The sequence below is a fragment of the Sporomusa aerivorans genome (assembly GCF_041428895.1).
In the GTDB taxonomy this organism is placed as follows: domain Bacteria; phylum Bacillota; class Negativicutes; order Sporomusales; family Sporomusaceae; genus Sporomusa; species Sporomusa aerivorans.
The window spans coordinates 6,296,280-6,322,515 of record NZ_CP156926.1; the positions used below are offsets into that span (position 1 = coordinate 6,296,280).

Below are 26,236 nucleotides of genomic sequence, written 5' to 3' on the forward strand. Positions count from 1 at the left end.
CCACGCTTTTGTTCTACATTATCGAATATAGTTCTATATCTTTTGCAAAAAAAACAACCTATTTCCTCAAGATTAACTACAGACAGCCTCAGTTCTACAATATCGAACATTGTTCGACTTTTCCTTCTTTCCTGAATATTCGCATCCAAACAAAAAAATCCTGCTTTTTTTTAAAAAAGTCTATAAATTATTTATAAAAATTTTTAAGAAATATCTTTATAGCCTAATTTGATTGAAATCCGGTGGGCAGCCGCAACCACATCCGTGCTGAGCGTGGTCAGTAACTCATCGGTAATACGGTTTGTTGGACCTGATAAGCTGATCCCGGCAATCGTTTTGCCCAGATGATTTTTTATCGGGGCAGCCACACACCGTAACCCTATTTCAATTTCTTCCAAATCATACGCATATCCCTTTTGGGCAATTTCCGCCAGGCATTTTTTAAGTCTAGTCATGTTGTCGATGGTATTGGGCGTAAACTTTTTCATTCCCGTAGATTTTACTATTTTCTCTACTTCGCTTTCCGTCAGGCCTGCTAACAGCACCTTTCCCACACCAGTACAATAGGTTGGATTGCGGCCTCCTATTTGCGAAATAATGCGAACCGACCTGGAGCTGTCTACCTTTTCCACATAGACAACTTCAGGCCCGCTTAATAGCGCCAGATGTACTGTCTCCTGATATTTTTCACTTAATTCCACTAAAATCGGATAGGCAACTGATCTTAAATCCATACTGGAATAGACCACCTGCCCCATTTCAAACAATTTCAGTCCTAATTGGTAAAGGCCGGTCACCTGATCCTGATAGACGTAGTTGAAGTCTTCCAGGGTGGTAATGAGACCATGAACGGTACTCTTACTTAAACCAAGATTTTGGCTTATTTGAGTCAGGCTGGCGGAATTATGGTTTTTAGCAATAAACTCCATGATCTGAATGGCCCGCGCCAATGACTGAATCTGTTTTCTGCTGGAATGCTTGTTTGCATCCATTTATTGCACCCCTGTTCGGCATTGTAGTATTTAGTATTACCATTTCGTCATAGTCTGCTAAATTCCTTTATTTATTTCAATTTTGCAAAAACAACTTAACCATTAACCTTTGCAAACGTTTTGAATAAGGCTCGCCACATCTTTAGGCCAGAGCGGTTTAAAAAAGAAATAGCCCTGAGCCTCCTCGCAGCCCTCTTGCCGGAGGAACTCCGTTTGCTGACTGGTTTCAACACCTTCCGCCAGTGTTCTAAGCCCCATACTGCGGGCAATGGCTATAACTGCGCGGGTTATCGCCTGATCGTCCGGCGATTCGGTAACATGTTGAATAAATGACCTGTCAATCTTAAGTTTATCCACCGGGAACTTTTTGAGGTAATTTAATGACGAATAACCTGTGCCAAAATCATCAATCGCCAGCATGACACCCATGCTTTTAAGCTGGTTTAGCGTAGAAATGGCCTCATTTACATTGTCCAGGAATGCAGTTTCCGTAAGCTCTAATTCCAGCAAGGACGCCGGCATAGCTGTTTCCTCAAGTATCTGCCGTATCTTAGCCACCAAATCCGGCTGGCGGAATTGCCGGGCTGATAAATTAACAGCCAGTTGCAAAGGGGCTAGCTTCAGGCGCATGTATTCCTGACAAGCCTCCCGGAGTACCCATTCACCAATTGGGCCTATCAGACCGGTATCTTCAGCAATAGAAATAAACTGGCCCGGCGGCACTGTCCCAAAATCAGGACTGATCCACCTAAGCAGAGCTTCGATGCCAACTATCCTGCCGGTTTGTAAACATACTTGCGGCTGATATTGCAAACAAAGTTCATTCTGATGGATAGCATGATGTAAACGGGTGGCCAATGCAAGCCGCGACTCAGCTTGCGAATCCGACTTAGGGATATAAAACTGAAAGTTATTTTTACCCTGATCTTTAGCCTGATACATGGCAGCCTCGGCACTTCGCAGCAGGGTATCCGCATCCTCACCATTCTCAGGAAAAATCGCCACACCAATACTGGACGAAATGAATATCTCGTCCTTACCAATAATGAAGTGCTCGTCAAGACCATTCTTAATCGCAAGAACTTTGCCGACCACCTCGGCGGAATTGGCTACATTCTCGATAATAATCGCAAATTCGTCGCCGCCCAGCCGCGATATAATATCGGACGAACCAATGAGTGACTGCAGCCGCTGACCGACAAGGGTTAATAGCTGATCACCGACAAAATGCCCCAAAGTATCATTTACTACTTTAAAACCATCAAGGTCACAATAGATAAGAGCAATTTTCTGCCGGTCCTTTTTTACAGACCCGATGGTGTGCCGCAAGGACTCCATAAAATAATCCCGGTTTAGCAGATTAGTCAGTGGGTCATGAAAATCGGCCTCCGCACCGGCGGTGTTATTCATGCTAAAAATACTAATATAATGGGTAGGCTGCTCCTGCTCTCCCTGTAACGCAAAAATCTTCTGTCTGACAGCAATCAGCTTACCGTCCTTACGCCGGTCCCACAATACGCCAGACCACATCTTATTACTTTTTATATCATTCCGGAAGGTATTGTAAAAGGATGAAGGATGCCAGCCTGACTTAAGAATTCTTGGGGTTTTTCCTAAAAGTTCTTCCGGAGTGTAGCCGGTAATCCTGGTTACGGACGGATTGACGGCAACTATGTGAAAGCCTTCATCGGTAATAAGAATGCCGTCGGAAACATTATCGATTAATGCGCCAGCCAAACCTGTAGCTTGTTTAAAAAGCTTCTTCCATTGGACGGAAGCCGCACTCTGGCGCAGCGCATATACCAGCCCGGATCGTTCAGCCGTGTGAAATCGCATTCCGAAATCCTCCTAGATTGTTATACTTCTCCCTTCGGTAAGGAACCGGACAACTCCTGCTTTCTCCTATAGTTAAACGCTTACCGTACGACCGCCCCTTAAACATTAACCCTCTGCTGCAGCAGAGGGTTAATAATATTGCTAAAGCCGGAAATGATTTACAGCCGTCTGAAGACTTTGGGCCAATTGAGCCAGACTGTGACTTGCAGATGCAATTTCCTCCATGGAGGCCGACTGTTCTTCGGTAGCCGCCGATACCGTCTGTGATTGGTCGGCAGCCTGCGTACTATGTCTATCAATTTCCTTTACTGAAGACACAATCTGCTGACTACCAACAGCCATCTGCTGAAAGGCAGCGGAAATATCCCTGACTTGTTCGGATACCTGGGTTACTAAAGTCCTGATTTCTTTAAAAGAATGACCGGCAAGAGCAACAACCTCTGAGCCGACCTTAACTTCTCTGGTACCCTCACTCATAGACTCTACGGCTTTATCTGTGTCTGTCTGAATTTCACTTATCAGAGCTGTAATTTGTTTGGCCGCATCCTGGGACTGTTCTGCCAGCTTGCGCACTTCCTCCGCCACAACAGCAAACCCCTTGCCTTGCTCGCCTGCTCTTGCAGCCTCAATCGCGGCGTTAAGAGCCAATAAATTGGTCTGTCCGGCGATCCCGGATATGGCTTCGACAATTTGCCCGATTTCCTTAGACCTTGCGCCTAACTTGGCAATAACTTGCGCGGAATTATTAACAGTTTGCTCGATGGAAGCCATCTGACTGACAGCCTTTTCTACCGACTGATCACCAAGCCTGGCTTTATCGGCGGCCTGAGACGAATTTCCGGCTACTTGAGCGGCACTGGCAGCCACCTGCTGAATACCGGCTGACATCTGTTCAACGACCAGAGAGGCTTCAGCTACCGCTTTTAATTGCCGCTCTGCACCATAGGCCACAGCACTGATAGATTCGGCGACCATTGTAGCAGCCTGAGCGGATTGTTCTGCACTGGCCGTCAATTCTTCCGAAGAGGCCGCTACCTGCTCGGAAGATTCATTGACCTTTTTCAGTACATTGCGCAAACTTGTCCGCATCGTCACCAAGTTATCGGCAAGCTCGCCAACTTCATCTTTTCTAAGCACCTGCCGGGGTTTATCCCGAAAATCGCCTGCGGCAAGTTCCTGGCATGCCGACACCATGATCCCTAGCGGAGTTGTTATGGTTTTGGTAATATATAGGCCGCTCAGTCCGAGAATGATGCCTGTTAGCAGCGAGAGTCCCAGCATAATTTGGACAGTATCGGCCTCAGCCGCCTTGTTGTCACTATTCATTTGCTCCGAAAGCTTAATGTAATACTCGCCAAAATTAACCAATCCATCAATATACTTAGTTGTCAACGGATCTACATTTCCAACATAGAGACTATAGGCTTCCGCATTTTTGTTTTGTATTGCCAGCTCAACAACCGCGCTTCTGGCAACATAATACTTTTGTTGTGATTCCTTTACTGTTGCCAGCAATTCTTTCGACTTTTGATCAAGCGGCTGCTTTTCAATAACGGCCAGAATGTTATTGACTTTGACAGTACTGTCCTCAATAACGGTTTTCAGTTCCTGGTTTCTCTTTTCATCCTTTGTGAGCATCAATTCCAGTATGGCCCCGTTCATAGTTCTTGCATAAGTACGGGCCTCAGAAAGAAATTTTACAGGCACTAACCGCTCGTCATACATTATTTGAAACTGTGAATTCGCCCGCTGGAGATAAAAGTAGCCAGTATAGCTGATCACACCTATAGATAAAAGCGCAATTAGCAGTAAAGCACTTAGTTTCAGGCTAACCTTGAGGTTATTGAAAAAACTCATTTTAGTCTCCTTTATGCTTTTTACATAGCTTGCTTAAAAGCAGCCTTCCCAGCATCTGTCTGTCTTGCTTTTTCAAACGCGACAATCAGCCGGTCCATTTCATCACTCAGGGAGAGAACTTCGGTATCCTGCATATTAAATGACTTTGCCGCAACGAGTGCATGCAGACGGGCACGGATAGTCTCAATCTTATTTTGATCTTCCCACAGACTGTTCGTTTTCATGCCCTACCCCTCCATTTTTTCTTGTCGTACTTACTTAAACTTTCACACAAGTCATTTAAACGATGTAAACCTACATTTTTTTTTATTTTAAACAAAGAATATGTCAGCAGCCTGACAAAATGCTGACATAAGTCTTACATTTTGTCAGAAAAAGGCTCGCTCTCCTATATAGACCCACAATAAAAAAGCCTTCGGTTTCCCGAAGGCTTGCATAATATCGTTTCCGAGCAACGGAGTTCCTCCCAATCTGCCTGGCTTTCCCCTTACCTGACAGACCCCCCTAAACTCCGTTGCGACAATTGTTATTATACTACAAATAAAGCAAAAAGAATAGCTTGTCTGTGGTGAAAGTATATTTTTTCAACTCACGCTCCTGACCGACAAAGACTGTTCTGCATAGTAATGCAGGAGCGGCATATTAAAAACAGGCTTCCTCTACTTTGGAAAGCCTGTTTTCTTGCCAATGAAGTTTTTAATCACCAACCGGCATAAAGCCATCCCGCTAAAATACCCAAGCAGGCTGTAAACGTTATTTCTCCGCTGATTGTGAGATAAGAAGCCGCGCCATGAGGTAGGTGACCTAAAAATTATGTGCATTGAATATACAATAGATACTATAAATCACATAGGCAGATAAAATAACACCTAATCGAAGACCATCCGGTCCGTCAAACCACACTCCTAGCCCTCTCCTTTCAGTGCTTTAGCATATTATATGTAATAATCTTACAAATATGCTGTTAATAAGGGCTAAGCATGAAAAAAGAGCGCTTACCGGTTACTGGCAAGCGCTCTTTGTGAGGGGAGGACGTAAACTCAGGAAGATGTCTTTAAACGAAAAAAACACTGAAGGCCGCTCAGTGTTTTTATATATATCAAAGTGCTATACACGTCTGTTTTTTCTTTCAGCCTGGCCTATTATGCGGATTACACGGCTCAGAATGAGTACACAATGTTTATGTCAAACAACCATATCCAAAAACAGTCCTTGATTTACTGCATTAAATCCATTGAAGAGAAAGCGATTACTGCTGCGCCGCCAGCCATAATCAATGGAGTCCATTACATTAGGCGCCTTCAAGTATGAGCTAACCGGAGCGGCTAATGCAGTTTGTGCAATATTCTGCAGCCAGGTTGCCAAACCAGTGCTGCCACTCAGCAGAGATTCCGCTTTAGCCAGATTATGCTTAAGCGCCCTGGCTAGCTGCCCTTCATCAAGCTTCACTTGATCATTAGCAGCATCCCAGCCTATGCCAAATTCCTGAAAGTCATCTTCCCGGACACCTGTAAGCATAGCTTTTATACCTGCCAAAGTCTTTTCCCCACGCTGAGTTATATTATTCGTCCCACGTAACATAGTGCTGAAAGCATTGTATTTTGTGACCAGATCTTTAATGCCCTCAGCCATTGTTTCGGTATCTGCCGCCACACACACCCTGACAGCGCCGGCGGTAATGTCATTGCTATTCAGCAGCAAATTCCCGTTATCCAGGGAGAATATATTTTTATCAGCGGCTTTTTTTTGACCGTTTACGGAATAGAGCGCGTCGCCTGCAACGGTAACCCGGTTACCAAGATTTAAAACCTGCACAACCGAACCGGTTATATCGCGTATAGAGAAGGCATTGGCCTGTCCGGTTTTTTCCGACTCCAGGCTAAGATAGGCTTGGGTTCCGGCCGTTCTGACATCTGCTTTTACACCGGGTTGCGCTTCATTAATTGCCGCAGCGGTTTTTCCCAGAATCTGAAAATTACTTTCCGCTGTATCCAATTGGACAACTACTGTTTTTTCCGCACCAGCGCCAACAGTAATACCAAAGGCATATGTACCTGCTGACAGTATGCCGGCACCCGCACGGGCTATTCTTGTGCCGGTATTTTTTTGAGCTATGGCCAGCTGACTTACCGTCACATCATATTCAGCAGCATTGGCGGCATTTTGGGCTAAGCCTGTAATAGACCTGTTATTGGCGTCAACATACTTTTTGTCAAAGAAGTCACCGGCAGCCACACTCTTAGCCGCTAAATTCATATCTTTGGCCTGAGTGTTAAAATCCACAACCTGCCTGCGGTACACATCCTGCTTATATTTTATATTATTAATTGATAAATTGGATAAAACCTGAAGAGAACCCCGGGTGTCCTCCGCCCGGTAGATGTCAGGTTTCGTATTCTTATTTACCGACGCAGCCGAAACCGGCTGATAGACCTTAAAATACTTGTTATACGAAACGGCTGAAATCCATCTCATCTGCTCATCCCCTTCACTTACGGTTAACATTTTATACCACTATTATATTCTCTTAGTATTTTTATGTCGAGAAAAAATAAAGCCAATCCCGCAGGATATGGCTAACACGACAATCGCTTTTCGTCGAAGTATTTTAAAATATTAGGAACCGCCGCCGCAATCGGCTGTTGAAACAACATACACAAGGTGATAGGCACGGCCACTGCTGGCGGAAAGTAAGTAATGGCTATGACAAGCCCGCAGCTAATATTACGCATGCCGACACTATAGATCATTGCCACCATAGTATCTCGGGAGTTATTGGGTATGCACAATGAACCAACATATCCAAGCATGTAGCCGGATGCTACCAGCAGCAGCACAACGAACGTCAGTTGTACAATATCTGCAGACCAGTTAAAATCCGGTGTTACGAGCGATGCATTTAAGAGAATTACAATAAACAAGGCTAGCTTAGCTGTTACTCCTCCTATGCCTTTGGAAAAGTCAGCTGTTTTACCACCCGACCAATCAAAAAGCAACATGCCCATTATGCTTGGCAGTGTCACCATTAAAACAAGCTGGGTAACAAGGGACGTATAATTAATAATGACCGACTGCTCCATGATCAGTTTGTAGTAAAGCGGCAGCAACGCCGGGACGATCAGTGTATCAATTGTAACAGCCGCGAGACATATGGGTACATTGCCCTGAGCAAGCGCAGTCCAAATTACCGATGTGACTCCGACCGGAATAGCAGCTCCTACCAGCAATCCAAGTTTTGCGTGGGGTGAATCTGCTAAAAACAGTGTTCCCAGCAAGTAGGCAGTTAGCGGAGTCGCCAGATGGATAAGCAGCAAAGCCCATAATGCAGCCCATGGCCGTCCCAGCACCTGAATGAAGCTCTTCATCCCCGTACTCAGTGAGGTAACAAATGTCATGTACGCAAATAAAGCCACCAGGAGCACGCGGACAAGCTGACTGTCGGGTACTCGCAGTAAATAGCCCATCATGAGCGCCGCCAATACCAATACAAACATTCTTCTACTTAGCCATTCATTCAAGGTCGTAACGAATACCACATGCTTCTCCTTCCTGCCGTAAACTGTCTAAGGTAATTCGTGGCAGGGGAATTCCCTCCTGAAGCCTTTTCTGCTTTAACTTTAGACCCCTTTCACCGGGAAGAAAAATTTCCTCTACGCCTTTAGCCTTGGGATTACTTTTTACACTTACTATGAATTGATCCATCGTTGCTTTGAACTCCTGCACTGGCCCGAAAGCTGCAAGATTGATGGCGCCAAAATAGTGACTCGTACAAGTTGGATTTTCAAAATCTGTATATAAATCTTTTATTGTCGTGGTAAAGCAAGAACCGGCTAATATACCGCTTAACACTTCAATCATTGTAGCAATCGCATATCCTTTGGGGCCGCCAAAAGGCAATACGGTTCCTTCCAAGGCCTCCTGGGCATTGGTGGTATCTTCACCAAACTTATTGCGCGCCCAGCCTGAAGGTATCGGCTCCCCCTTTTTGGCAGCCATAATAATTTTGCCTCTGGCGACTACACTGCTTGCCATATCGGCAATAATCGGGAGCTCTTGACCTGCCGGAATTGCATAAGCAAAGGGACTGGTGCCAAACATCGGTTCAGTGCCGCCCCAGGGAGCTATACGCGCCGGTCCATTACTGGCGGCAAATCCAATCATGTCATGCTCTAAAGCCATTTGGGCAAAATAAGCGGCAGCCGAATAGTGATTGGAATTGCAAACCGTGATAAAGGAAATTCCCGTACTACGCGCTTTGTCTATCGTCGTTGCCATTACCTTGCCGGCGGCGACAGCGCCCAGGCTGTTACAAGCATCGTAAACAGCGGTACCAGGGCTTTCCGTCACAATTTTCAGTTGAAGGGCTGGGTTAACAATTCCCAACCGCAATCTTTTGAGATAAATAGCCATACGGCTTACCCCATGTGAATCGATGCCCTTCAGATCTGCGTCCACCAAATTATCGGCATTGATATAAGCTTCGTCAGCCGGCACACCGACTTTGGTAAATAGCTGCTGACAATAGTCTCGTAAACAATTGGCCTTTATCAACATTGTATCAGTATGCAAATTACACCCCTCCCCAGATTCGTGTATTACCGCATGTGGAAATAGGTCACGTAATCCAAGATCGCCCGTTCATGCTTGGGCATATCCATGAAATTGCAGCCAAAACTGTTGTCCTGCTGCCAGACGACTTTGGCCACAACATCCATATTTCCTAACTCTTTAGGCAGGTATAACCGGAGGAGCGAGTCGATCGCCAGGTACTGTTCAGTTTGCAGCAATATTCCGTCCACACTGATATTAACCGCGATGGCATCAATCGGTTGCGCCAAATCATTAGGTATAATGGTCACAGGCACGCTAATATCCGCCCGGGAAAAAAGTCTTCTTTCTTCTATCACTTCAACTTTTCTTTCAGCAAGAGCCGGATCCACCCACGTCCGATCCCAGGCCATATTGGCAATATCCTCCATTATTTTGGTTTCGGCAGCCAGTTTGGCCTTGGACTTTTCCAGTAAAATCTCGGCATCACGCGGATTTATAACGACAATACCATCCTCGTCGCCAACTAAAATATCTCCCGGGTGAACGACAACTCCGCCACAAGACACGGGAACATTAATTTCTCCCGGCCCATCTTTATAAGGCCCGGCCGGGGTAACTCCAGCCGCATAGACAGGCATTCTCATTTTTTTCAAAGCCCCTCTGTCGCGAATGGCGCCATCGATAACAAACCCGCCGATTCCTCTTTTCTCAGCCCATAGAGCCATTAATTCGCCCATAATGGAGTTAGTCAAGTCCCCTTGGGCATCTACTACCACAATATCGCCAGGTTGTGCAAGATCCAGCGCTTTGTGAAGCAGAAGGTTATCACCCGGGCGTGATTTAACGGTAAAAGCCGGTCCCAGCAAGGGCACCTCATTAACGGGGCGAAGTTTGGCAGCCATGCATGACATGCGATTCATGTTGTCGGCTATATTAGCTACAGGTATACCGGCAAAGCCATCGATTAAAGCTTTGGGCGGCCGATTGATATGAGGGAAAATACGCATTCCTACATTTGACATAATTCATCGCTCCATTCTTATTAAATTGGTTTCGCTCACGACCGGTTTTTAGAGAATAAAGCCTGTCTCATAACCGGCCTATGAGTTGTTGGGAATAGGTTTGTTCACCGTAAAGTTGTCATAGAGAAAATTTGCTGACCGCGTTTTGTAGTTCATCAGCCGTTTTCACCAATGATTGACTGGCCTTTCTGATCTCATCCACAGAGGCAACCTGTTCTTGGGTAGCTGCTGAGATCTGCATTGTCTGACTGGCGTTGTTTTTACTCATACTGTCAATCTCTTGAATGCCATGCACAATTCTTTGACTATTTTGAGCCATGTGCTCTATAGAATTTGAAATAACGCCGATTTGCTCTGAGACCTGATTGGTCATGGCAATAATTTCATTAAACGTCTTTCCGGCCTCAGTAACTATATTGGCTCCCCGTTTGACCTCGATATTTCCCTGGTTCATAGCCACAACTGCTTTATCTGTATCGGCCTGTATCTCGCCAATGAGAAATGCAATTTGTTTAGTGGCATTGCCTGACTGCTCAGCCAGCTTGCGCACTTCATCGGCCACTACGGCAAATCCCCGCCCCTGCTCGCCAGCGCGGGCTGCTTCTATTGCCGCATTTAAGGCCAGCAGATTGGTTTGACTGGCAATACCGGAGATAGTATCGATAATTTGGCCGATTTCTGTAGAACGTTCCCCCAGTTTTGTCACCACTGCCGCCGAATTGGCAACGCTGGCTTCAATGTTCTGCATCTGCCCGACGGCATCTTCTATTGATTTGCCGCCATTTGCAGCCAACTGAGCGGTCCCGGCCGATACGTTGGCGACTGTACTGGAATCGGCAACAATTTGCTGAATATCGGAAACAATCCGGGTCACAATCACTGCGGTATCATTGGCAGTAGTCACTTGTTTTTCAGCGCTTTCCGCGATGTCGGTTATTGCTATTGTCACTTGCTCAGCGGTAGCCGCCGATTGTTCCGCACTCGCAGTTAGCTGCTGAGCGGCTGCCGAAACCACGCCAGCGGAAACGGAAACATCCTTAAGCAGGTCTTTCAGTCCCTTAACCATTGCGTCAAAATTTTGCGCCAACCTACCAATTTCATCCTTGCTATGATTCGTTATGCTTACATTTAAGTTACCGTTTTTCAGCGCTTCTGTCGCACTTACCAATTGCGTGATGGGCTTAGTGAGCCGGTTGGAAACAACAATACTAATGAAGATCACCACAATCATCGTGATAACCCAAACCATTAAATTGGTAAGGAGCATTCCTTTACTAACCGCATCATACTCTTCATAGTTCTTCTCCATACAAATAACCCAGCGTGTCTTGGGGTCATACACATAGCTTGCTAATTTGCGAACACCGTTTTCCCCCGCAATTTCTTCAGAACCGCTTTGACCCTTTAATGCGGTTTGAACAAAAGGCTGGTTACTCATATCAGTACGTTCTCCCGACACCTGGGCTGTAGGATGAACGATTACTTTTCCATCTTGATCCAGTATGTAAGCAGTAACTCCGTTAACTGAGCGGTTAACTACAAAGTCCTTAAAAATATTTAGATAAAGATTGGCCTGCAATACGCCGACAACAGCTCCGTTATCTGCCCGGATGGGTGTAGCCAGTACTACTACCGGCTGTCCGTCTCTGGAGCTGATTAGTACTTCGGAAATAACTTCTTCAGTACCCTTGAGCGCTTCCTGATAGAAAGACCGGCTGGACACATTGACCAACTTGGCATCATCGCCTCTGACAACCTGTTTACCTGTTAGATCAGAAATAACCATATCAATATTGGAGTAGGTTTTTTTTAAGTCGGCGAGTAATTGTTTGGTTGCCGGCAAGTCAAGATTTTTTACGGCAGTGGTACGGGAAACCGCCTTAATTACCTCCATGTGCTTATTGAGGTAAGCCTGGGTCTCGGTCTTAAAAACTTCAGCCTTGCTGGCATTAATCGCATAGTAATCACTTTCCAGTGGTTTAGTAAACAGAGAGTGGGAAATTAGAGTCGACACAAGCAAGGGAATGCCGCTAACGAGCATTAGTAAGACAATAATAATTTTTTTCATTATTATTTAACCTCCTCGAAACAGAAAAATAGCCAATCAATAGGGCGTTAAAAATTCAACAATCTTGGAGTTAGTAGTCCGCTAATTAATTGCAAAAAACATTACTCTTTAGCCTGGCACAATTTTCAGCCATCCTCCTTGTATATACCAACACAACATTGGCTTTATAATATTATTTATAAAAAATAAACCAGCCCCATAGCTGGTTTATGAGGCGCTTGGCCATTAGAACCAAACGGCAGCCTGGCAGTCATAGGCTTTCCGCCTTTAGACCCATAGCTTTGCGTCCTTATCTTTCGATAAGTTTGCCCTTTATAATTTGTCTTACTTAATCCCGCAATCAATTTCTTTAATCCGCAAATTCACTGTAGCATTTTTTTCTCTACAATTCAAACACCTTAACAAGACTTTAACCCAAAGTTAAAATCCTGCTTGGAGAACCCCGTCTTTCGTCTTTTCAAGATATCCTTAACCATCCTAGTCCATATTAATAAAATACCCTCTGCCTATAGACAGAGAGTATCTTGCAGCTATTCGGGAAATCCTTTATTCACACCCGCCCTTATGACCGCTCCACATATGTTTGCTCTTGCACATCCATTCCTGAACCTCGTTTAAGGCCTCGCCAAACCGTTGGAAATGTACTACTTCCCGCTGCCACAGAAAACGAAGAGTATCTTTTACGCAGGGGTCATCGGTACAAGCAATCAGATGCTCATATGTCGACCGGGCTTTTTGTTCTGGGGCGATTGTGTATCGGCAACATTTTGGGGACTAAAAATTCCAATGAATTTCAATGGGAATCTGCTTGGTTTCAGGGCTTCGCTTGCCAACGCGAATGAAGTCAATTAGCTTTACGGTCATTTCCCGATTAAGCTTTGTAATATCTAGATATTCTTCGATAATCTGGCGGCGGCTGTCAGCTGACTGCATTTTTCTTTCTATGATTTCTAATTTATCTCTTGTCTTACTTGCCTGCATTTCAAGACGTTCTTTTTCCTTGCAAAAATTTTGATAGAATTGCAGGAATTCACTTTCGGTAATGATGCCTTTGGATTTGTCTAAATAAACATCCTGAATGCCTTTGGCATATTCCGAAGCCTTTCTTTGAAATGTGGTAACTTCGGCTTTAAGCTTTTCTCTTTTTTCATTCAAGTTGTTGGTAATGCTGACCTGCTGCTCTAGTTCATCCTTGTCAAGGTATTCAGTTATCATAGACTTAAGTTCAGCTATCACAGCTCTCTCAAGCTCTGCTACCGATATAAACGAACCTATGCATGCTTCATTGGCAACATGTTTTGTTTCGCATTTTAAATAATAGCGGTCATGACTTTTGGTAGAACGCATTACATAATCGCAATACATGCATTTTGCTTTTTTGGCAAATATCCCAATCGTACCGACAGAAAACGGTTTAGCCTTTTCCTTTATTAGCTCTTGCACATTATCCCAAAGTTCGCGGTCAATAATAGGCTCATGAGTGCAACTTACTTTAATCCATTGCTCTTTAGGAATGGGTTTATTCTCTTTGGTTTTATAGGAAATACTGCCGTATTTGCCTTGAACCATGTTTCCAATATAGATTTCATTGGTTAGCATATTGGATATGGCAAAGTATTTCCACAATGTGCTATTTTTAGTTTTTGGCTGTTGGTATCGTAGATTCTTGAGCCGTTTGTATTCTGTCGGATTAGGCATACCTCTGTCGTTAAGTATTCGGGCGATAGCAGTTTTGCCGTAACCTTGTGAAAATAACGTGAAGACCTCTCGGACTATTTGGGCAGCTTCTTCGTCGATAATCAAGTGCCCTTTTTGGTTGGGGTCTTTTTGATATCCATACAGTGCGAACGCACCAATATGAACACCATTTTTTCTTTTGTTGGTCAGTACACTCTTAATGTTTTCTGACATATCCTCAAGATACCACTCATTGATAAGTCCGTTAATCTGGCGGGCTTTTTTGTTGCCTTTTATTTCAGTATCCGCATTGTCAACAATACTGATAAAACGGATATGCCACAAGGGAAAGAAATGGTGAATATATTTTTCGACCAGTTCTAGCTCTCTTGTAAACCTTGATTGTGTTTTGCAAAGGACAATATCAAATTTGCGTTTCTCGGCATCTGCCAGAAGCTGATTGAAGGCGGGGCGGCTGCGGTCAGCGCCGGTATAATCATCGTCGCTGTATATGTTATAGATGCTCCATTGCCTTTCAATTGCGTACTGGATGAGCATTGATTTCTGGTTTTGTATGCTTTCGCTGTCATCTGTTTCTGATTGCTTGTTTTTATCCTCTTCAGATAAGCGGCAATATATAGCTACTTTCATAGTTTTATCTCCTCTTATTCAGATTCGATAAAAACAAGCCTCCCTACTTGATGATATCTTATATCAGAAGGGGCAGGCTTGTAAAGATTTTATGTTTTGCTTCCGGTGCTTTTGTTTTTCTCGAACTGATTGATTAGCTCAATCCATAACCGTGTAAAGGTAGCCTTAATATTTTTGCCGCTTTTAAAAATATTTTTGCAGATGACTTGAGTATCAGTTTTAGCCATCTCATCACCTCATTTATGGTTCTTATGAAAAACTTATGAGGGGATGGCTGTACAATATTCGGGGATATAATATTAAATTATTTGTTAAGAGTAATTACCTGGTTCTGCATGTCATATATTTTTAGCGGCGCTATTAGTATAGAGTATTTTGATAGGTTAAAAGTGGGGATAAGAGGTGTTACGACTTTTATCCCCATTTATTACCCTATAGAAAAGCTCAAGCCGCGCGAATTCTGGACTAAAACTCTTTCGCTATGCTACAGAATTTTGCGGCTGACCTCACCCTCTCAACGTCTAGTTTCGATGGTGAGGTCAGCTGCCGTCCAGATTCGCTTGGCTTGGTAGCGAGTATTAAGATTTAAGGTGACGAAATGACAGAAGAGAAGAAGAAGAGCGTAAGACTTACGGAGAGAGATTTAAGTATAATGATTTGGATTAATAGTCACCGGGTGGTGACGGTGGAGCAGCTTCGAAGAAGGTTTGGGATGAGCTTATTAGCGGCTAAAAAGCGACTGTATGAGCTAAGAACAGCAGAATACCTAGTATATGAAAAGGTGTTTCAAAACAAGCTTGGCGTTTATCGGGTGGCTCCGAAAGGAATAGCAGTGACCAATGATGAGTTTTCTACTTGTAAAATTCGGCTTGGTTCATATGACCATGATTTGGCCTTAGTAGATTTAGCAATAGCGTTGGAACAGCGAGAAAATGCAATTTGGATTACTGATAGGCAGATAAGGCATGAAAACGGCTTAAAGGGTGTCGGAGTGAAGGGACATTCGCCTGATGGAATTTTAAAGCTTAAAACAGGTGAAAAGATTGCAGTTGAGCTTGAATTATCCATGAAGGGAACAAACCGATTAGAGAAGATATTGAAAGAATACAATAGCGGTCAATATAAAGAAGTTTGGTATTTTGTAAAATCTGAGGCAATTGCTACAAAAATTCTGTCTGGTGTTGGTTCTTTAATTAGAGTATTCTTATTGCCTGATATGCGGGAATTTAAGGCTAATGCTTCTACAGTGTCACAAATCAATAAAGTTGAAGAACAAAAGGCAAAAGATTTCTTTAGAAGGAAATAGCCCTCTCCTCTCCCAGTGAAGGGCGAGAAGAAAATATAAATATATATAGCTAGGCGGTGATAGTTTGCTTAGGTCTATATTCGGATTATCTAAAATGCCTGAGCCAAAGAAAGTTGATACAGATAATTCATCTAATGATGGTGTTTTTCTAGGAATAGATAATCTGTCTCAAAAGCCTATCATTTTAAGTACTCAGGAGATAAACCAACATGTATTTTTGTGCGGAACTACTGGCAGCGGCAAAACCACAACTATATTCTGCTTTGCTGATTTTGCTATGAGAACTAATCTACCTTTAGTAATCGTTGATGGTAAGGGTGATTGGGATTTTGTTCAATCTATAAAAGACATGGCAGATAAATATAACCGTTCATTTCAACTTTTCTCTATTTCTGAGCCAGATAAATCATATCACTATAACCCATTAGCTAGTGGAGGCCCGACAGAGTTAAAAGACCGATTAATAGAGCTTAGCGAATGGAAAGAGCCGTATTATCAGTATATGGCTGAAAGATATTTGCAATTAGCACTTACTTTGTTTGAAAAGGCGCATGAGAGTTTTGATTTGTATTCCTTTGTAATGGGTATGACTCCCGGAAAGCTTCAAATGCTGGCTCGCCAGTTGGATGCACCAGACAGCGTTATGGATTACTTAGAGAATGTTGATAAAAAAGGTATTTCGGGGCTGATTGACCGGCTTAACCTTATTATTGAAAGTCAGATAGGGTATTTGTTCTTTGATGAGTCTGAAAAGACAATAGAGCTTAATAAGGCAGTTGAAGTTGGAAATGTAGTATTGTTTTCTCTTGATTCATTGGCTTACCCACTTTATGCAAAGCTTGTAGGGCGATTAGTCATAAATGATTTAAAAGCGGTAGCCTCTAAAAGGACTAAGAAAGATACGTTGATAATGACCATATATGATGAATTCAATGTCTTTGCCAGTAGGAATGTGGTGGATTTGATTAACAAGTCGCGGTCTAAGGGTTTTGCCGCTTTGATTTCTACACAAAGTCTTGCTGATTTGGATGTTGTAGATAATGCACTTAAGAGCCAGATTATACAAAACTGCAATACATTGATTGTACAAAGGCAGAATGATGCTAAGGATGCGGAAGAACTTTCAAAGATAATTGGTACTGAGGACAGCTTTAGTTTGACACAGCAGATTGGCAGTAATAACAGTACTGGGCTTGGTTCTGTGCGGTTTGTTAAGGAATTCATCATACATCCTGACAAGATTAAAAGGTTGGAGGTGGGGCAGGCAGTTATAGTGAGGAAGATACCAAAGTTTGAGACTCATGAAACCACTATTAAAAGAATTAAGTAAGATTAGGATGTGATTTTAATGGCTGGGGTTACGGTGTTGGCTGTTAGCCTTATTCTCAATTTAATTCCTATCAGTTTGCTTCTTCTTATATTTTTTCATTATCCAACAGGACTAATCTATTCATCATTATTGATTTTAGGTATTGGTATATTCGCAATATCGCCAATAAATGAAAGCATTGGGCGTTTTAGTCTTGGCTGTCGGCCGCCAACAACAGAAGAAAGCAGAAAGATTCTAGGAAGCTGGAATCAGGTATTGGGTGCTGTAGATAAGTCTTTGGACGGTAAGACTGGAGCAAGATTTGAAAAGGTTGAGCTTTTTGTCAGTGATGAAAAACTCCCTAATGCTTTTGCACTAGGGAATAATACAATCTGTGTAACCAAAGGACTGCTAAATTTTTCATCAAGTGCAAATATGGCGGGCGTATTGGCGCATGAAGCCGGGCATTTGCATTTTGGGGATTCTCAGAGGCTAGCTATAGCTGTAACGGCTAATCAATTGGGTATTTTATCTTATAATTTGCTTGGTATAATTACCGTATTAGTTGATGCGGCGGGAAAGGTTATATCAGGGCTTACACAGTCACGGAATCCTGTTGTTTCATTAATGGGTGTAGCTTATTCGTTATTTGCAATAGTTGTTAATGTTTCACTGAGGGTGTTGTGCTTTGTGTCGCAGTTTTCACTGAAATTAAGTATTTGTGCTGTTGGTAGGGGCGAAGAATTCCGAGCGGATTTGTTTGCAAAGAATATAGGGTTTGGTCAGCCGTTGGCTAAGTTTTTGAGGGGTATAGAGGCCTTAGAAGGTGCGCCAAAAAATATATGGCAGGTGCTGTATAGTACGCACCCGCCAACGGCTGAGAGGATTGATAGGTTGGAGAAGTGACCAAAAATCAAATAATAATTAAACCGACTTTTTCAATTAATTGCTGAATATTAGTCGCAAGATTTACCATGGTAGTCACTCCCGCTGGAATTTTAGCAAGAAAAGCTTTAATATTCTCATATGCTTTTTTTACTCTCGAAACCTTTGGCTGGGGAGAAGTGACCTGTTCCTCAATTACCTCCAAATCATCAGTAATATTTTCTTTTTCCGTCTGAGAAATATCAGCGGTTTCAATCATCGGTTTTATGGTTTTTATCAATTCACAGATTTCAGATACAGCATTTAGATTAATAGTATTTTGCGATTGTATATATCCGTTTGCCATATTAGCAGTACCATAATTCTTTTCAATATTTTGAATGAAGCTGCCGCCCTTTGCTTCTGACTCTAATAGCATTATTTCCTTAGACAGAGAATCAATGATAAAATCTATTAGCGGCTTAAAAGCTTTACTAATAAAGCTCTGTATAATGTCATTCCATTTAGTGCTTCCATGGTAAAAGTTAGAAGCAATGCCTTGAATACTTATGCCATCGGTACACAATTCTTCTAAATAATCATACATTGCTTTTATATGAGTAGCTTCATCGGTTGGGGGATTGATTTGACTCCAGCCACCATCTTTAATAATAAAATTCGTTTTATGATCATATTGTATGCCAGCTATTTTAATCTGAATGATACTGTTTATAATTTCATTACTATCAATATAATTTTTAAACCGAATTAAATGCAGATTCTCGTCAGTATAATCCATTCTCAGCAAATTGCCTGATAATCTACGAAAATCCATGCTTGTAATTTTATACTGTTTTATATCACTCATTGATCCACCCCACAATACGGACAGAATACTTTTGAAACGCCTGCACAATATAATACTTTAAGATGATTATTACATGCAGAACACTCAAATATCTCTTCAGCAGTATCTTTGTCCTTAAGCTCCTTAACATTTATTTTTTTTAGTGGCTTAAATTTCATTTTAATAATATTGCTTCGATTTAGTTTCCGTGACATTTTTCCAAAAGCTTGATTTAATTGTTCGTACATATAATTGGTTGCTAAAATTTTAGCTTGTTCCACAACTTCTGACGAGTAGAATGTATTTACTTCACTAGGTAAACCACAATATGGGCAGAATAGCTCGGGGAATGAATTATCTTCATCCTGAAATTCTGCTGCTTGCAGTTTAAATTCCGATTCACAAAAAGGACATTCAAATGTTACATAGCCATCACTGTCACCTTCAAACTTTAAGCTTAAAGTGACCTCACTCATTTAATCATCTCCAGTAAAAAAATATTGTACTAAATGTTTCACATTGAAAGAAGTATTATAAATTATAATGTTTCAAACTTTGTTAGACGATTTCTAGCTTGCTCATATTGTTTATAAAATTCTTGATATCTGTCTTGAACTGTCTTATTAATACGCGAAGCCTCATTTCTTTTGTCATTCGCTGCCGCTTTTGTAGTAATGTTCTGAGCCAGATTTCCGGCCATTCGCATAGTATCACAATAATTAATAGCCAATGTCAAAATTTCCATAAGCTGATATTTTAATATATCTCCTTCGGCATAACTGATTCTAGGCAGGGAGATTAGTTCTGACCTCAGTGTATTTCTGGACGCACGAGCTTCATCAATTGTTCGATAATAGTCCCCCCAGTTATAGCCCCCGGTACTTGAAAATGCTTTATCAGCCATTCCGCCAAGGTCAATCTTAGCTAAATTATATTTATCAATAATACTGTCCATCTTATTAAAATAAACATTATTCAATGATAGCTTTTCCATTTTATCTTTTTGAGTCTTTCGCTGTTCATCCAAATAACTTTTTAAAGAATCAATGGTATTTGTAAAATTTGATGATTGCTGCAATACATGGTCATTTTGAGAAGTAGAAATAATAAACTGATGCTTTTCTGTTTGTGCAGCCATAAGACTCCTGATATTAGCATCATAATCAGTGCCAAATGGCTCATTTATTATAGATTGCATAAAATCTAGACATTTGTTCTCTTGCTGAAAAATGGCCAATAATTTTGGATGATAATCTTTAAACTTATCTGGAGGAGTAGTGTCTTTGAGCTTTTGCTCAGTTCGACCTACTTCATCTTTTTTCTGTCTAATAATTTCTTTAACAGATATTATTGACTTTTTTGCTATACTATCACTGATATTGTCATTTAAAGTGCTATCGGCTAAAGCTACAACAGAAATAGAATCTATGATAGCTTTCTGATATAAATGTTCCTTATAGTATCCAAATCCATAATAGCCAGAAACTGATAAAATAGCGAGTGTAATTATACTGATAAAAACAGTTTTGATTTTTACTTTTTTCTTTGGAATAGTGATTGTACTTTTTACTACAGGCTGTTCAATTGCAAAATCAGCCGTTGCGGCTATTTCCGAACTCGCGTCTTCTTTTTTTTCAATCTCTTTTCCGCAGTAAACACAAAATTTTTTATTGTCTTTCGCTGGCTTTCCGCAATGATTACAAAAGCTCATTCATTCATCATCCCTTTTCAGTTTTTACTGAATTACCGCAAGAAGTACAGAAATTGTTACTTCTTTTAAGCCTAGTTCCGCAATGAGAACAAGAATTATTGAAAAATGATTTTATATCGGGAAGATTATATACCATGTCTTTATTAGCATAATATGATAGCAAGGGTAGGAAACAAGTTATGAAGAGGGGTATAAAAAACGGAGTGTACATATTTACAGCTTCATAAAAATTATAATTTAAAAAGTTAACGCCGTTCCAGAGCACGAAAAGTGTCAATAGATAAGATATAGAGAATAATAGCGTTCTTATTATAAGAAGCCAAGTACTGCCCAAACTGATTAAAGACCAGCTGCCGATTAATGCTAAAAGAAAAAATTTTGTACCTGTGTCAGAAAGTTTTATAGAACAAAATCCTACTAAGATTCCACATGATAATACAATTATTATCTTTATAAAGCTATTCAAAAAAATAAAGCGATTTTTTATAATTGGCATAATATAGTGTAATATTAGCGAAACTACAGCTAGTAAAATTGCATCAATTTGTATTGACTCTATGTTAAATTTGTTTAGAAAAAACAGGTGCAAAGTACTTACAACCAGTGTAGTTACCCAAAATACTGGTTGTAATAGAATATTACTCCATCCCATGCGCAGAATTGAATATGATATATATGCAAGCAAAGCTACTGTTGATGAAATGTAACTATACAAAAATATAATTATTATTCCAGAAATTGTTCCTTCACTAAGCACTACTAAATAATCTTTTTTTAGAATTACTCCCAATTATTTCACCCTCAGCTTAACTAAATATATATTCAAATCCGCTTAATTTTGTATTTTTACTTTTACCAAAGAAGAAGAATATGTGATTTCCCCAATGAACATAATTATTTTGAAAACAGAATTTCCCGTTACTAAGAGTTCTTGTTTCTCCATTTTGATAAAACATCCTTGGCTGCTTATTTCTCAAGTAATTATTGAGTTGCTCGTAAGTAATGCCTAATTTAATTTCGTCAAATATTTCAAAATTATCAGAACTTAAAACGTCGCCTTCAAAAGAATAGTACTCATCTTTCATTATATAAAAAGTTTCTAATTCATGTTTATTACTAAAATAGTATATACTTAGAACATATTCGCCTTCTACTCCATATTCAACTCGATTGCTATTTTCAACTTTAAACATTTTATTTGAATAAGATATTAGAAAGCCGTTTCCCATATAATAAATAGGCCTACTACCAAGTTTAAATTTAGGCAATCCGATTTTTTCAAAGACATCTTTAATCGGTGTAAATTTATTAATATTTTTTAAATCTTTCCATTTCATTAATTTCCTCCTTATTTTGGCCATTTGAATAACTGCCATTTAATTTTACCATTTTTAAATGCATCCTTTACCTGCTCTCTTAAATCTGAATCTTGAATATTATCTATTGCATTTTTAGTTTCATTAATCCATTTTTCACTTTCAAATCCTTTTGCAGAATTAGGCCAGTTCTGATTTAATGAATATTTTGAATCCCAAACTGTAATTGTTTGAGTTTTAGGATTATAAGTTATGTAGTCTGGCCCTGTAGCAGTAATTTTTTCCGGTGATTGAATTCCAATTTCCCCTTCAGCAAGTGCTTTGTTATATCCGTGAGTCTCAGCCAAAGCTCCATTTAAATGTCTGATGTCCGACCCTGCTATCTTTTCAGTATTATCTAGAACACTTACTTCCATAGCCTCTTCCGCCGACTTTTTCCCTTTAGCTACTACTCTAGCTTCTTCATAGACATGAGCAATCTTTATATCTTCTGTGACTTTGACCAAGTGCTTAGTTGCTGGATTCCATAAATATTTTGCACCTTTTACTATATCTCCAAAAGGCAGCAAAGACGCTCCTGAGATGGAGGCATCAAATACTTTACCTTCTATAAGATATAAAACTGCATTGCTCGAATCCCCGACAAATCCAAGTACAGGAACCATGCCTAATATATCTAGTCCGGTATGAACTGCATCAAGTAAAGCCTGTGAATCTACTCCATATGCAAAACTTAAATACTTTGAATAAGCTTCTCTTTGTTTATTCAGGTTTACAATTTGTTCTGTATTTAATTTGAGAAATTCATCATCTGAAATATAATATGTATTTGCAAAAAATCTAAAAAGGTAATAACCTGATTTTCCAGTGGCTTTAGCAACATCAATAAATAATGCTTTAGACTTGTCATTTTGACTCCAGCCAACGCGAGTATCTGGGATGTATTGCCTATGTGTCGATTGCGGATAATGACCTACTGTATTTTCAATGTTGATGCCATCAATTAAAGCCTGAATTCTTAAATTTCTGTAAGTGTCGGATTGGTCTGCTGATAAATAGTCAATTTTATAAGAATTTCTTAATAATGCATTAACATCACCATAAATTCCTGATAATGCGGCGGCATCCATAGTATAGTAGCATCTGCCGCCGGTACCGTCGGCGAGACTAGCAAGATTTTTATGTTCTGTTTTATCTCCTAATGCAATTGCAAAAATTGAAATACCTTTTTCGTCAGCAGTCTTTTTTACCTGTTCTAGAGTAGTTTTTCCAGCATTGTTTGCACCATCAGACAATACAAGTATGATTTTACGGCCTTGTTCTTTTTCTAAGAGTTTGCACGCACCAAGCAGTGCGTCATACAAAGCTGTATCTCCATTGGCACTGGCTCTTTGGACAGCCATTGCCATTAATTCTTTAATTCTTGTTCTTTCAACAATGGTCTTGGAATTATCCGAAAAAACTATTAAGCTAAACCATTCCCCTAGCTGAGATGCTGACACAAATCTTTTGGCAGCAGTTTTTGCCTCCATCATAGGATTCCCTTGCATGCTGCCACTTTGATCCATTACTAATACAATATGAGACGTATTATTGATATTTGGGTTACCAAACTTATAAGTTTTTGAAATTAGAGGACTTTTATTGCCATCACTTATATGAAACTTAATATCATTATTATCTACTGGCCTATTTAAGCCGTCTGTAATGGTAACATAAGTAGATACAGCAGGGAAGCGGGAGGAGTCAACCCCTGTAATATGTAATTTTAAATCCCTCTTGCTTACTTTACTTACTTCGTCTTGTAAAGTATTAAAATTTGAATTAATCCCTAATCTAAAGCCTGCGGTTGCTTCTCGAATAGCTTGCGCTATTTGATTGTTTGTATAACCCCCCTTTTTTTGATTATTGGAGAACTCAATCAGTCTGTTGGTCGCTGGATACTTGCCACTAATATCATTAAGCTCATTAATACCAAGCATGGTCAGGTCTTGGTTGAAATTACTTAAAGCTTGTAATGAGTTATTTAAGCATGTCAGTATTTTTCTTTTGTCAATGGACGACAGATTTGCAAACTCTTGATTGTTTAAAAGCTTAGCTGATACATAATTCTCCTTACTTTGTAACTCTTTAAAATTCCATGAATTAATAGCATTATTACAAATAGCAAATACTTTAGAATTATCTTGTGAATTTCCTTGATTTTCTGTTTCTAAATATTCCTTCGTTTTGGCTCTTAAAAAATCTTTCATTACCTCATGTAAACTATTACTTGCGGTATCTTTTAAGATAATATAATTTGATGCAGGACTATTCGTAACAGATTGAGACCAAATATCAATTGATGAAAACCTAGCATTATCAAAGGCAGTTGGCATGGTCTGTGGTCTATTGCATAGATAATCATCTGCGTACTGACCCACAAATCCTGAATTTAGGGCTGCTAATGCTTTGCCAAGAACTTGCCCTTGGCTGACTGTCGTATACCCATGCGCCGAATTCGCATAGTCACTAGCCGCTAGACAAAATGAAAGTACTATTAGTGTTAGAATGATTATATTTAATTTATTTAAATATTTCAACACCTTAGCACTTCTCCTTATTTCAAGAAGCGGGTCATATAGTTCTCAATCCGCTGCCTTTGTGAATTATCACCAGTTTTTGACAGGCTTTGTCCGAAAGCAATTTTTGCCTCATTTAAATTACCTTGTTTATGATAGGCAATGCCAAGTAATTCATATGTCTCAGAACTTAAAGGATTGCTGCTATTATGACTTGCAATCAAAAGATTCTTTATGGCTTCATCGTACTTATCAAGAGTTAAAAAAGAGAATCCTAAAAAATGATTAGCTATTGCCAGCTGTTGAGGTTTAATTCCATTAACCAGAGTAGCTTTGCTATAGAAATCTACAGCTTTGTCATATTGACTTTGCTTAAATTCAGCTTCCCCGAGTCGAACCAGGATAATTGAACTTGCATCTGGAGATGGATTAGAATTTAGAGCTTTTTGCAAATACTCTTCTGCAATTAAAAAATAGCCGTTATCCAATGCATCTATACCAAGCAGCATCCATATTGAGTAAGCTTTGTCTGACTGCTTAGCGTCAAGTTTAGGCTCAAAGATAATATCGTTCATATTAGTGACATTTTTTTTAATATCTTTAAACTTGTAACTAACTTCCGTACCGTCTTTTTGAAAGGTCTTACTTTCAATGACATCTAAATCCAATTTATTAATTAGCACAATATTCTGTACTATTTCTTGTGTATTTAGATTGTCAATTTGATAAGTTGTGCTACCTGCGCTTAAAACACTGTTATTTTCACTAAATCGTTTGCGCAAGTCCTCAATAGATGGAAGAATCGCATTTATCACTGGAGATACATTATCGGCATCTACTATAATTATGGAATTATCACTTTTTGCGTATATCCAGAGTTTCTTTCCGTTATATCCAACAATTGAGCCATTATCTAATTCATATCTATATTTTGTTCCCATTTGAAAAACATTAATCTTAGCTCTGATTGCTGAACCTTTATAACTGCACCTTTCCATCTCAAGACTGTAATTCATATTTTTTATATTTTGTTTAGCGCTTTCCATTGCTGTATATAAATCAATGATAGATTTTATGTTCTGATTAGCAGCTAAGGATTCTGTAGTCGCATTCTCCTGTGTTTCCCAATAATTCCATGCTGCCAATCCACATATAGAAATTATGATAGCCAAAAGTATCATTCTTGATAAAAATTTCACAAAAAGTCCCTCCGAACTAAGGCAAACATCCCTTTCAAATATAATATATATATGATTAGCTAAGTTACTGCACTCCTGTTACTTTCCAAGCGTCTCCAACTTTTGCAAGTCTAATGTTCATTATATGGGAGCCTCCTGATAAAACTTCTATAGTGGTCTCTGAACCGGATTGGTTACGTGAAGTATATGTAAAATTGCGATCTTTGCTTTTTTCTGCCGCCATTACCACCATCCCGGCAACCAGTTGTACTTCATAGTCCTTTAAATTAGCCGTTACTTTTTTTACAGAATTTAAGTCTCTATCCAATACACTTGTAACAAAGCTTTTGGCAACTGATTCAGGCCCTGATAAAGATGAACAGCCGATTAGAAAGTTGACCATAATCACTAAAATCAAAAAGAAAATGAAATTTTTGAAAGTAATCAATGTCAAGACCTCCTCAAATTAACTTTATTTAAAGAAATTTTT

Annotated in this window: 22 protein-coding genes and 1 riboswitch; of the genes, 3 read left to right on the forward strand and 19 right to left on the reverse strand. The window is 40.2% G+C overall.

What is annotated here, in order from left to right:
- Nucleotides 1–203: 203 nt before the first annotated feature.
- The 12 genes from SATMO3_RS30090 to SATMO3_RS30145 form a co-directional block, all read right to left on the reverse strand.
- Nucleotides 204–992, reverse strand: a complete 789-nt coding sequence (locus SATMO3_RS30090; RefSeq protein ID WP_371375206.1) for an IclR family transcriptional regulator — start codon at nt 990–992, stop codon at nt 204–206.
- Nucleotides 993–1,094: 102 nt separating this feature from the next.
- The gene (locus tag SATMO3_RS30095) at nt 1,095–2,828 is read right to left on the reverse strand and encodes an EAL domain-containing protein (protein ID WP_371375208.1); all 1,734 of its coding nucleotides are present in this window, start codon (nt 2,826–2,828) and stop codon (nt 1,095–1,097) included.
- Nucleotides 2,829–2,969: 141 nt separating this feature from the next.
- The gene (locus tag SATMO3_RS30100) at nt 2,970–4,685 is read right to left on the reverse strand and encodes a methyl-accepting chemotaxis protein (protein ID WP_371375212.1); all 1,716 of its coding nucleotides are present in this window, start codon (nt 4,683–4,685) and stop codon (nt 2,970–2,972) included.
- 20 nt (nt 4,686–4,705) lie between these two features.
- Nucleotides 4,706–4,909, reverse strand: coding sequence for an aspartyl-phosphate phosphatase Spo0E family protein (locus tag SATMO3_RS30105; protein ID WP_371375215.1), 204 nt, complete (start codon nt 4,907–4,909; stop codon nt 4,706–4,708).
- A gap of 961 nt (nt 4,910–5,870) precedes the next feature.
- A complete protein-coding gene (gene fliD / locus SATMO3_RS30110; protein WP_371375218.1) occupies nt 5,871–7,160 on the reverse strand; it encodes a flagellar filament capping protein FliD in 1,290 nt (429 codons plus the stop codon).
- 101 nt (nt 7,161–7,261) lie between these two features.
- Complete coding sequence (locus tag SATMO3_RS30115) at nt 7,262–8,221, reverse strand: bile acid:sodium symporter family protein (RefSeq protein ID WP_371375221.1); 960 nt, start codon at nt 8,219–8,221, stop codon at nt 7,262–7,264.
- Entirely contained in the window at nt 8,196–9,254 is a 1,059-nt protein-coding gene (locus SATMO3_RS30120; protein WP_371375223.1) for an Ldh family oxidoreductase, read from the reverse strand. The genes SATMO3_RS30115 and SATMO3_RS30120 overlap by 26 nt, the downstream gene beginning before the upstream one ends.
- A 26-nt stretch (nt 9,255–9,280) precedes the next feature.
- The gene (locus SATMO3_RS30125; RefSeq protein ID WP_371375226.1) at nt 9,281–10,258 is read right to left on the reverse strand and encodes a PilZ domain-containing protein; all 978 of its coding nucleotides are present in this window, start codon (nt 10,256–10,258) and stop codon (nt 9,281–9,283) included.
- 118 nt (nt 10,259–10,376) lie between these two features.
- On the reverse strand, nt 10,377–12,326 hold the full coding sequence (locus SATMO3_RS30130; RefSeq protein ID WP_371375229.1) for a methyl-accepting chemotaxis protein: 1,950 nt from the start codon (nt 12,324–12,326) through the stop codon (nt 10,377–10,379).
- Nucleotides 12,327–12,560: 234 nt separating this feature from the next.
- A riboswitch (cyclic di-GMP riboswitch) is annotated at nt 12,561–12,646 on the reverse strand.
- Between the two features lie 226 nt (nt 12,647–12,872).
- On the reverse strand, nt 12,873–13,076 hold the full coding sequence (locus tag SATMO3_RS30135; RefSeq protein WP_371381821.1) for a manganese catalase family protein: 204 nt from the start codon (nt 13,074–13,076) through the stop codon (nt 12,873–12,875).
- Between the two features lie 24 nt (nt 13,077–13,100).
- Complete coding sequence (locus SATMO3_RS30140) at nt 13,101–14,654, reverse strand: recombinase family protein (RefSeq protein ID WP_371375231.1); 1,554 nt, start codon at nt 14,652–14,654, stop codon at nt 13,101–13,103.
- A gap of 89 nt (nt 14,655–14,743) precedes the next feature.
- A complete protein-coding gene (locus SATMO3_RS30145) occupies nt 14,744–14,881 on the reverse strand; it encodes a hypothetical protein (RefSeq protein WP_371375234.1) in 138 nt (45 codons plus the stop codon).
- A 371-nt stretch (nt 14,882–15,252) separates the two neighbouring features.
- Here SATMO3_RS30145 and SATMO3_RS30150 point away from each other — a divergent pair, with 371 nt between their 5' ends.
- The 3 genes from SATMO3_RS30150 to SATMO3_RS30160 all read left to right on the forward strand — a co-directional run bounded on the left by SATMO3_RS30150 (nt 15,253) and on the right by SATMO3_RS30160 (nt 18,175).
- Nucleotides 15,253–15,960 carry a replication-relaxation family protein gene (locus SATMO3_RS30150; RefSeq protein ID WP_371375237.1) on the forward strand — a complete coding sequence of 236 codons (708 nt, stop codon included), beginning with the start codon at nt 15,253–15,255 and terminating at the stop codon, nt 15,958–15,960.
- Between the two features lie 64 nt (nt 15,961–16,024).
- Nucleotides 16,025–17,290, forward strand: coding sequence for a type IV secretory system conjugative DNA transfer family protein (locus SATMO3_RS30155; RefSeq protein WP_371375240.1), 1,266 nt, complete (start codon nt 16,025–16,027; stop codon nt 17,288–17,290).
- A gap of 18 nt (nt 17,291–17,308) precedes the next feature.
- Nucleotides 17,309–18,175, forward strand: coding sequence for a M48 family metalloprotease (locus SATMO3_RS30160; RefSeq protein WP_371375243.1), 867 nt, complete (start codon nt 17,309–17,311; stop codon nt 18,173–18,175).
- 7 nt (nt 18,176–18,182) lie between these two features.
- On the opposite strand, the gene SATMO3_RS30165 is transcribed toward SATMO3_RS30160, so the two are convergent.
- From SATMO3_RS30165 to SATMO3_RS30195, 7 genes are all read right to left on the reverse strand, one after another.
- On the reverse strand, nt 18,183–19,001 hold the full coding sequence (locus SATMO3_RS30165; protein WP_371375246.1) for a hypothetical protein: 819 nt from the start codon (nt 18,999–19,001) through the stop codon (nt 18,183–18,185).
- On the reverse strand, nt 18,998–19,456 hold the full coding sequence (locus SATMO3_RS30170; protein WP_371375249.1) for a hypothetical protein: 459 nt from the start codon (nt 19,454–19,456) through the stop codon (nt 18,998–19,000). Before SATMO3_RS30170 ends, SATMO3_RS30165 begins: the two co-directional genes overlap by 4 nt.
- A 62-nt stretch (nt 19,457–19,518) precedes the next feature.
- Entirely contained in the window at nt 19,519–20,691 is a 1,173-nt protein-coding gene (locus SATMO3_RS30175) for a zinc-ribbon domain-containing protein (RefSeq protein WP_371375252.1), read from the reverse strand.
- Between the two features lie 806 nt (nt 20,692–21,497).
- Nucleotides 21,498–22,028 carry a hypothetical protein gene (locus tag SATMO3_RS30180; RefSeq protein ID WP_371375255.1) on the reverse strand — a complete coding sequence of 177 codons (531 nt, stop codon included), beginning with the start codon at nt 22,026–22,028 and terminating at the stop codon, nt 21,498–21,500.
- A gap of 11 nt (nt 22,029–22,039) precedes the next feature.
- Nucleotides 22,040–24,592, reverse strand: coding sequence for a VWA domain-containing protein (locus tag SATMO3_RS30185; protein ID WP_371375258.1), 2,553 nt, complete (start codon nt 24,590–24,592; stop codon nt 22,040–22,042).
- 14 nt (nt 24,593–24,606) lie between these two features.
- On the reverse strand, nt 24,607–25,767 hold the full coding sequence (locus tag SATMO3_RS30190; protein ID WP_371375261.1) for a tetratricopeptide repeat protein: 1,161 nt from the start codon (nt 25,765–25,767) through the stop codon (nt 24,607–24,609).
- 64 nt (nt 25,768–25,831) lie between these two features.
- The gene (locus SATMO3_RS30195) at nt 25,832–26,194 is read right to left on the reverse strand and encodes a hypothetical protein (RefSeq protein WP_371375263.1); all 363 of its coding nucleotides are present in this window, start codon (nt 26,192–26,194) and stop codon (nt 25,832–25,834) included.
- Between the last annotated feature and the right edge of the window lie 42 nt (nt 26,195–26,236).

Bases quoted from the DNA above. Each gene is read 5' to 3' on its own strand.
- SATMO3_RS30140 (WP_371375231.1), bottom strand. From the start codon at position 14,654: ATGAAAGTAGCTATATATTGCCGCTTATCTGAAGAGGATAAAAACAAG.
- SATMO3_RS30130 (WP_371375229.1), bottom strand. From the start codon at position 12,326: ATGAAAAAAATTATTATTGTCTTACTAATGCTCGTTAGCGGCATTCCC.
- SATMO3_RS30145 (WP_371375234.1), bottom strand. From the start codon at position 14,881: ATGGCTAAAACTGATACTCAAGTCATCTGCAAAAATATTTTTAAAAGC.
- SATMO3_RS30125 (WP_371375226.1), bottom strand. From the start codon at position 10,258: ATGTCAAATGTAGGAATGCGTATTTTCCCTCATATCAATCGGCCGCCC.
- SATMO3_RS30090 (WP_371375206.1), bottom strand. From the start codon at position 992: ATGGATGCAAACAAGCATTCCAGCAGAAAACAGATTCAGTCATTGGCG.
- fliD (WP_371375218.1), bottom strand. From the start codon at position 7,160: ATGAGATGGATTTCAGCCGTTTCGTATAACAAGTATTTTAAGGTCTAT.
- SATMO3_RS30105 (WP_371375215.1), bottom strand. From the start codon at position 4,909: ATGAAAACGAACAGTCTGTGGGAAGATCAAAATAAGATTGAGACTATC.
- SATMO3_RS30165 (WP_371375246.1), bottom strand. From the start codon at position 19,001: ATGAGTGATATAAAACAGTATAAAATTACAAGCATGGATTTTCGTAGA.
- SATMO3_RS30175 (WP_371375252.1), bottom strand. From the start codon at position 20,691: ATGAGCTTTTGTAATCATTGCGGAAAGCCAGCGAAAGACAATAAAAAA.
- SATMO3_RS30180 (WP_371375255.1), bottom strand. From the start codon at position 22,028: ATGAAATGGAAAGATTTAAAAAATATTAATAAATTTACACCGATTAAA.
- SATMO3_RS30150 (WP_371375237.1), top strand. From the start codon at position 15,253: ATGACAGAAGAGAAGAAGAAGAGCGTAAGACTTACGGAGAGAGATTTA.
- SATMO3_RS30170 (WP_371375249.1), bottom strand. From the start codon at position 19,456: ATGAGTGAGGTCACTTTAAGCTTAAAGTTTGAAGGTGACAGTGATGGC.
- SATMO3_RS30100 (WP_371375212.1), bottom strand. From the start codon at position 4,685: ATGAGTTTTTTCAATAACCTCAAGGTTAGCCTGAAACTAAGTGCTTTA.
- SATMO3_RS30095 (WP_371375208.1), bottom strand. From the start codon at position 2,828: ATGCGATTTCACACGGCTGAACGATCCGGGCTGGTATATGCGCTGCGC.
- SATMO3_RS30160 (WP_371375243.1), top strand. From the start codon at position 17,309: ATGGCTGGGGTTACGGTGTTGGCTGTTAGCCTTATTCTCAATTTAATT.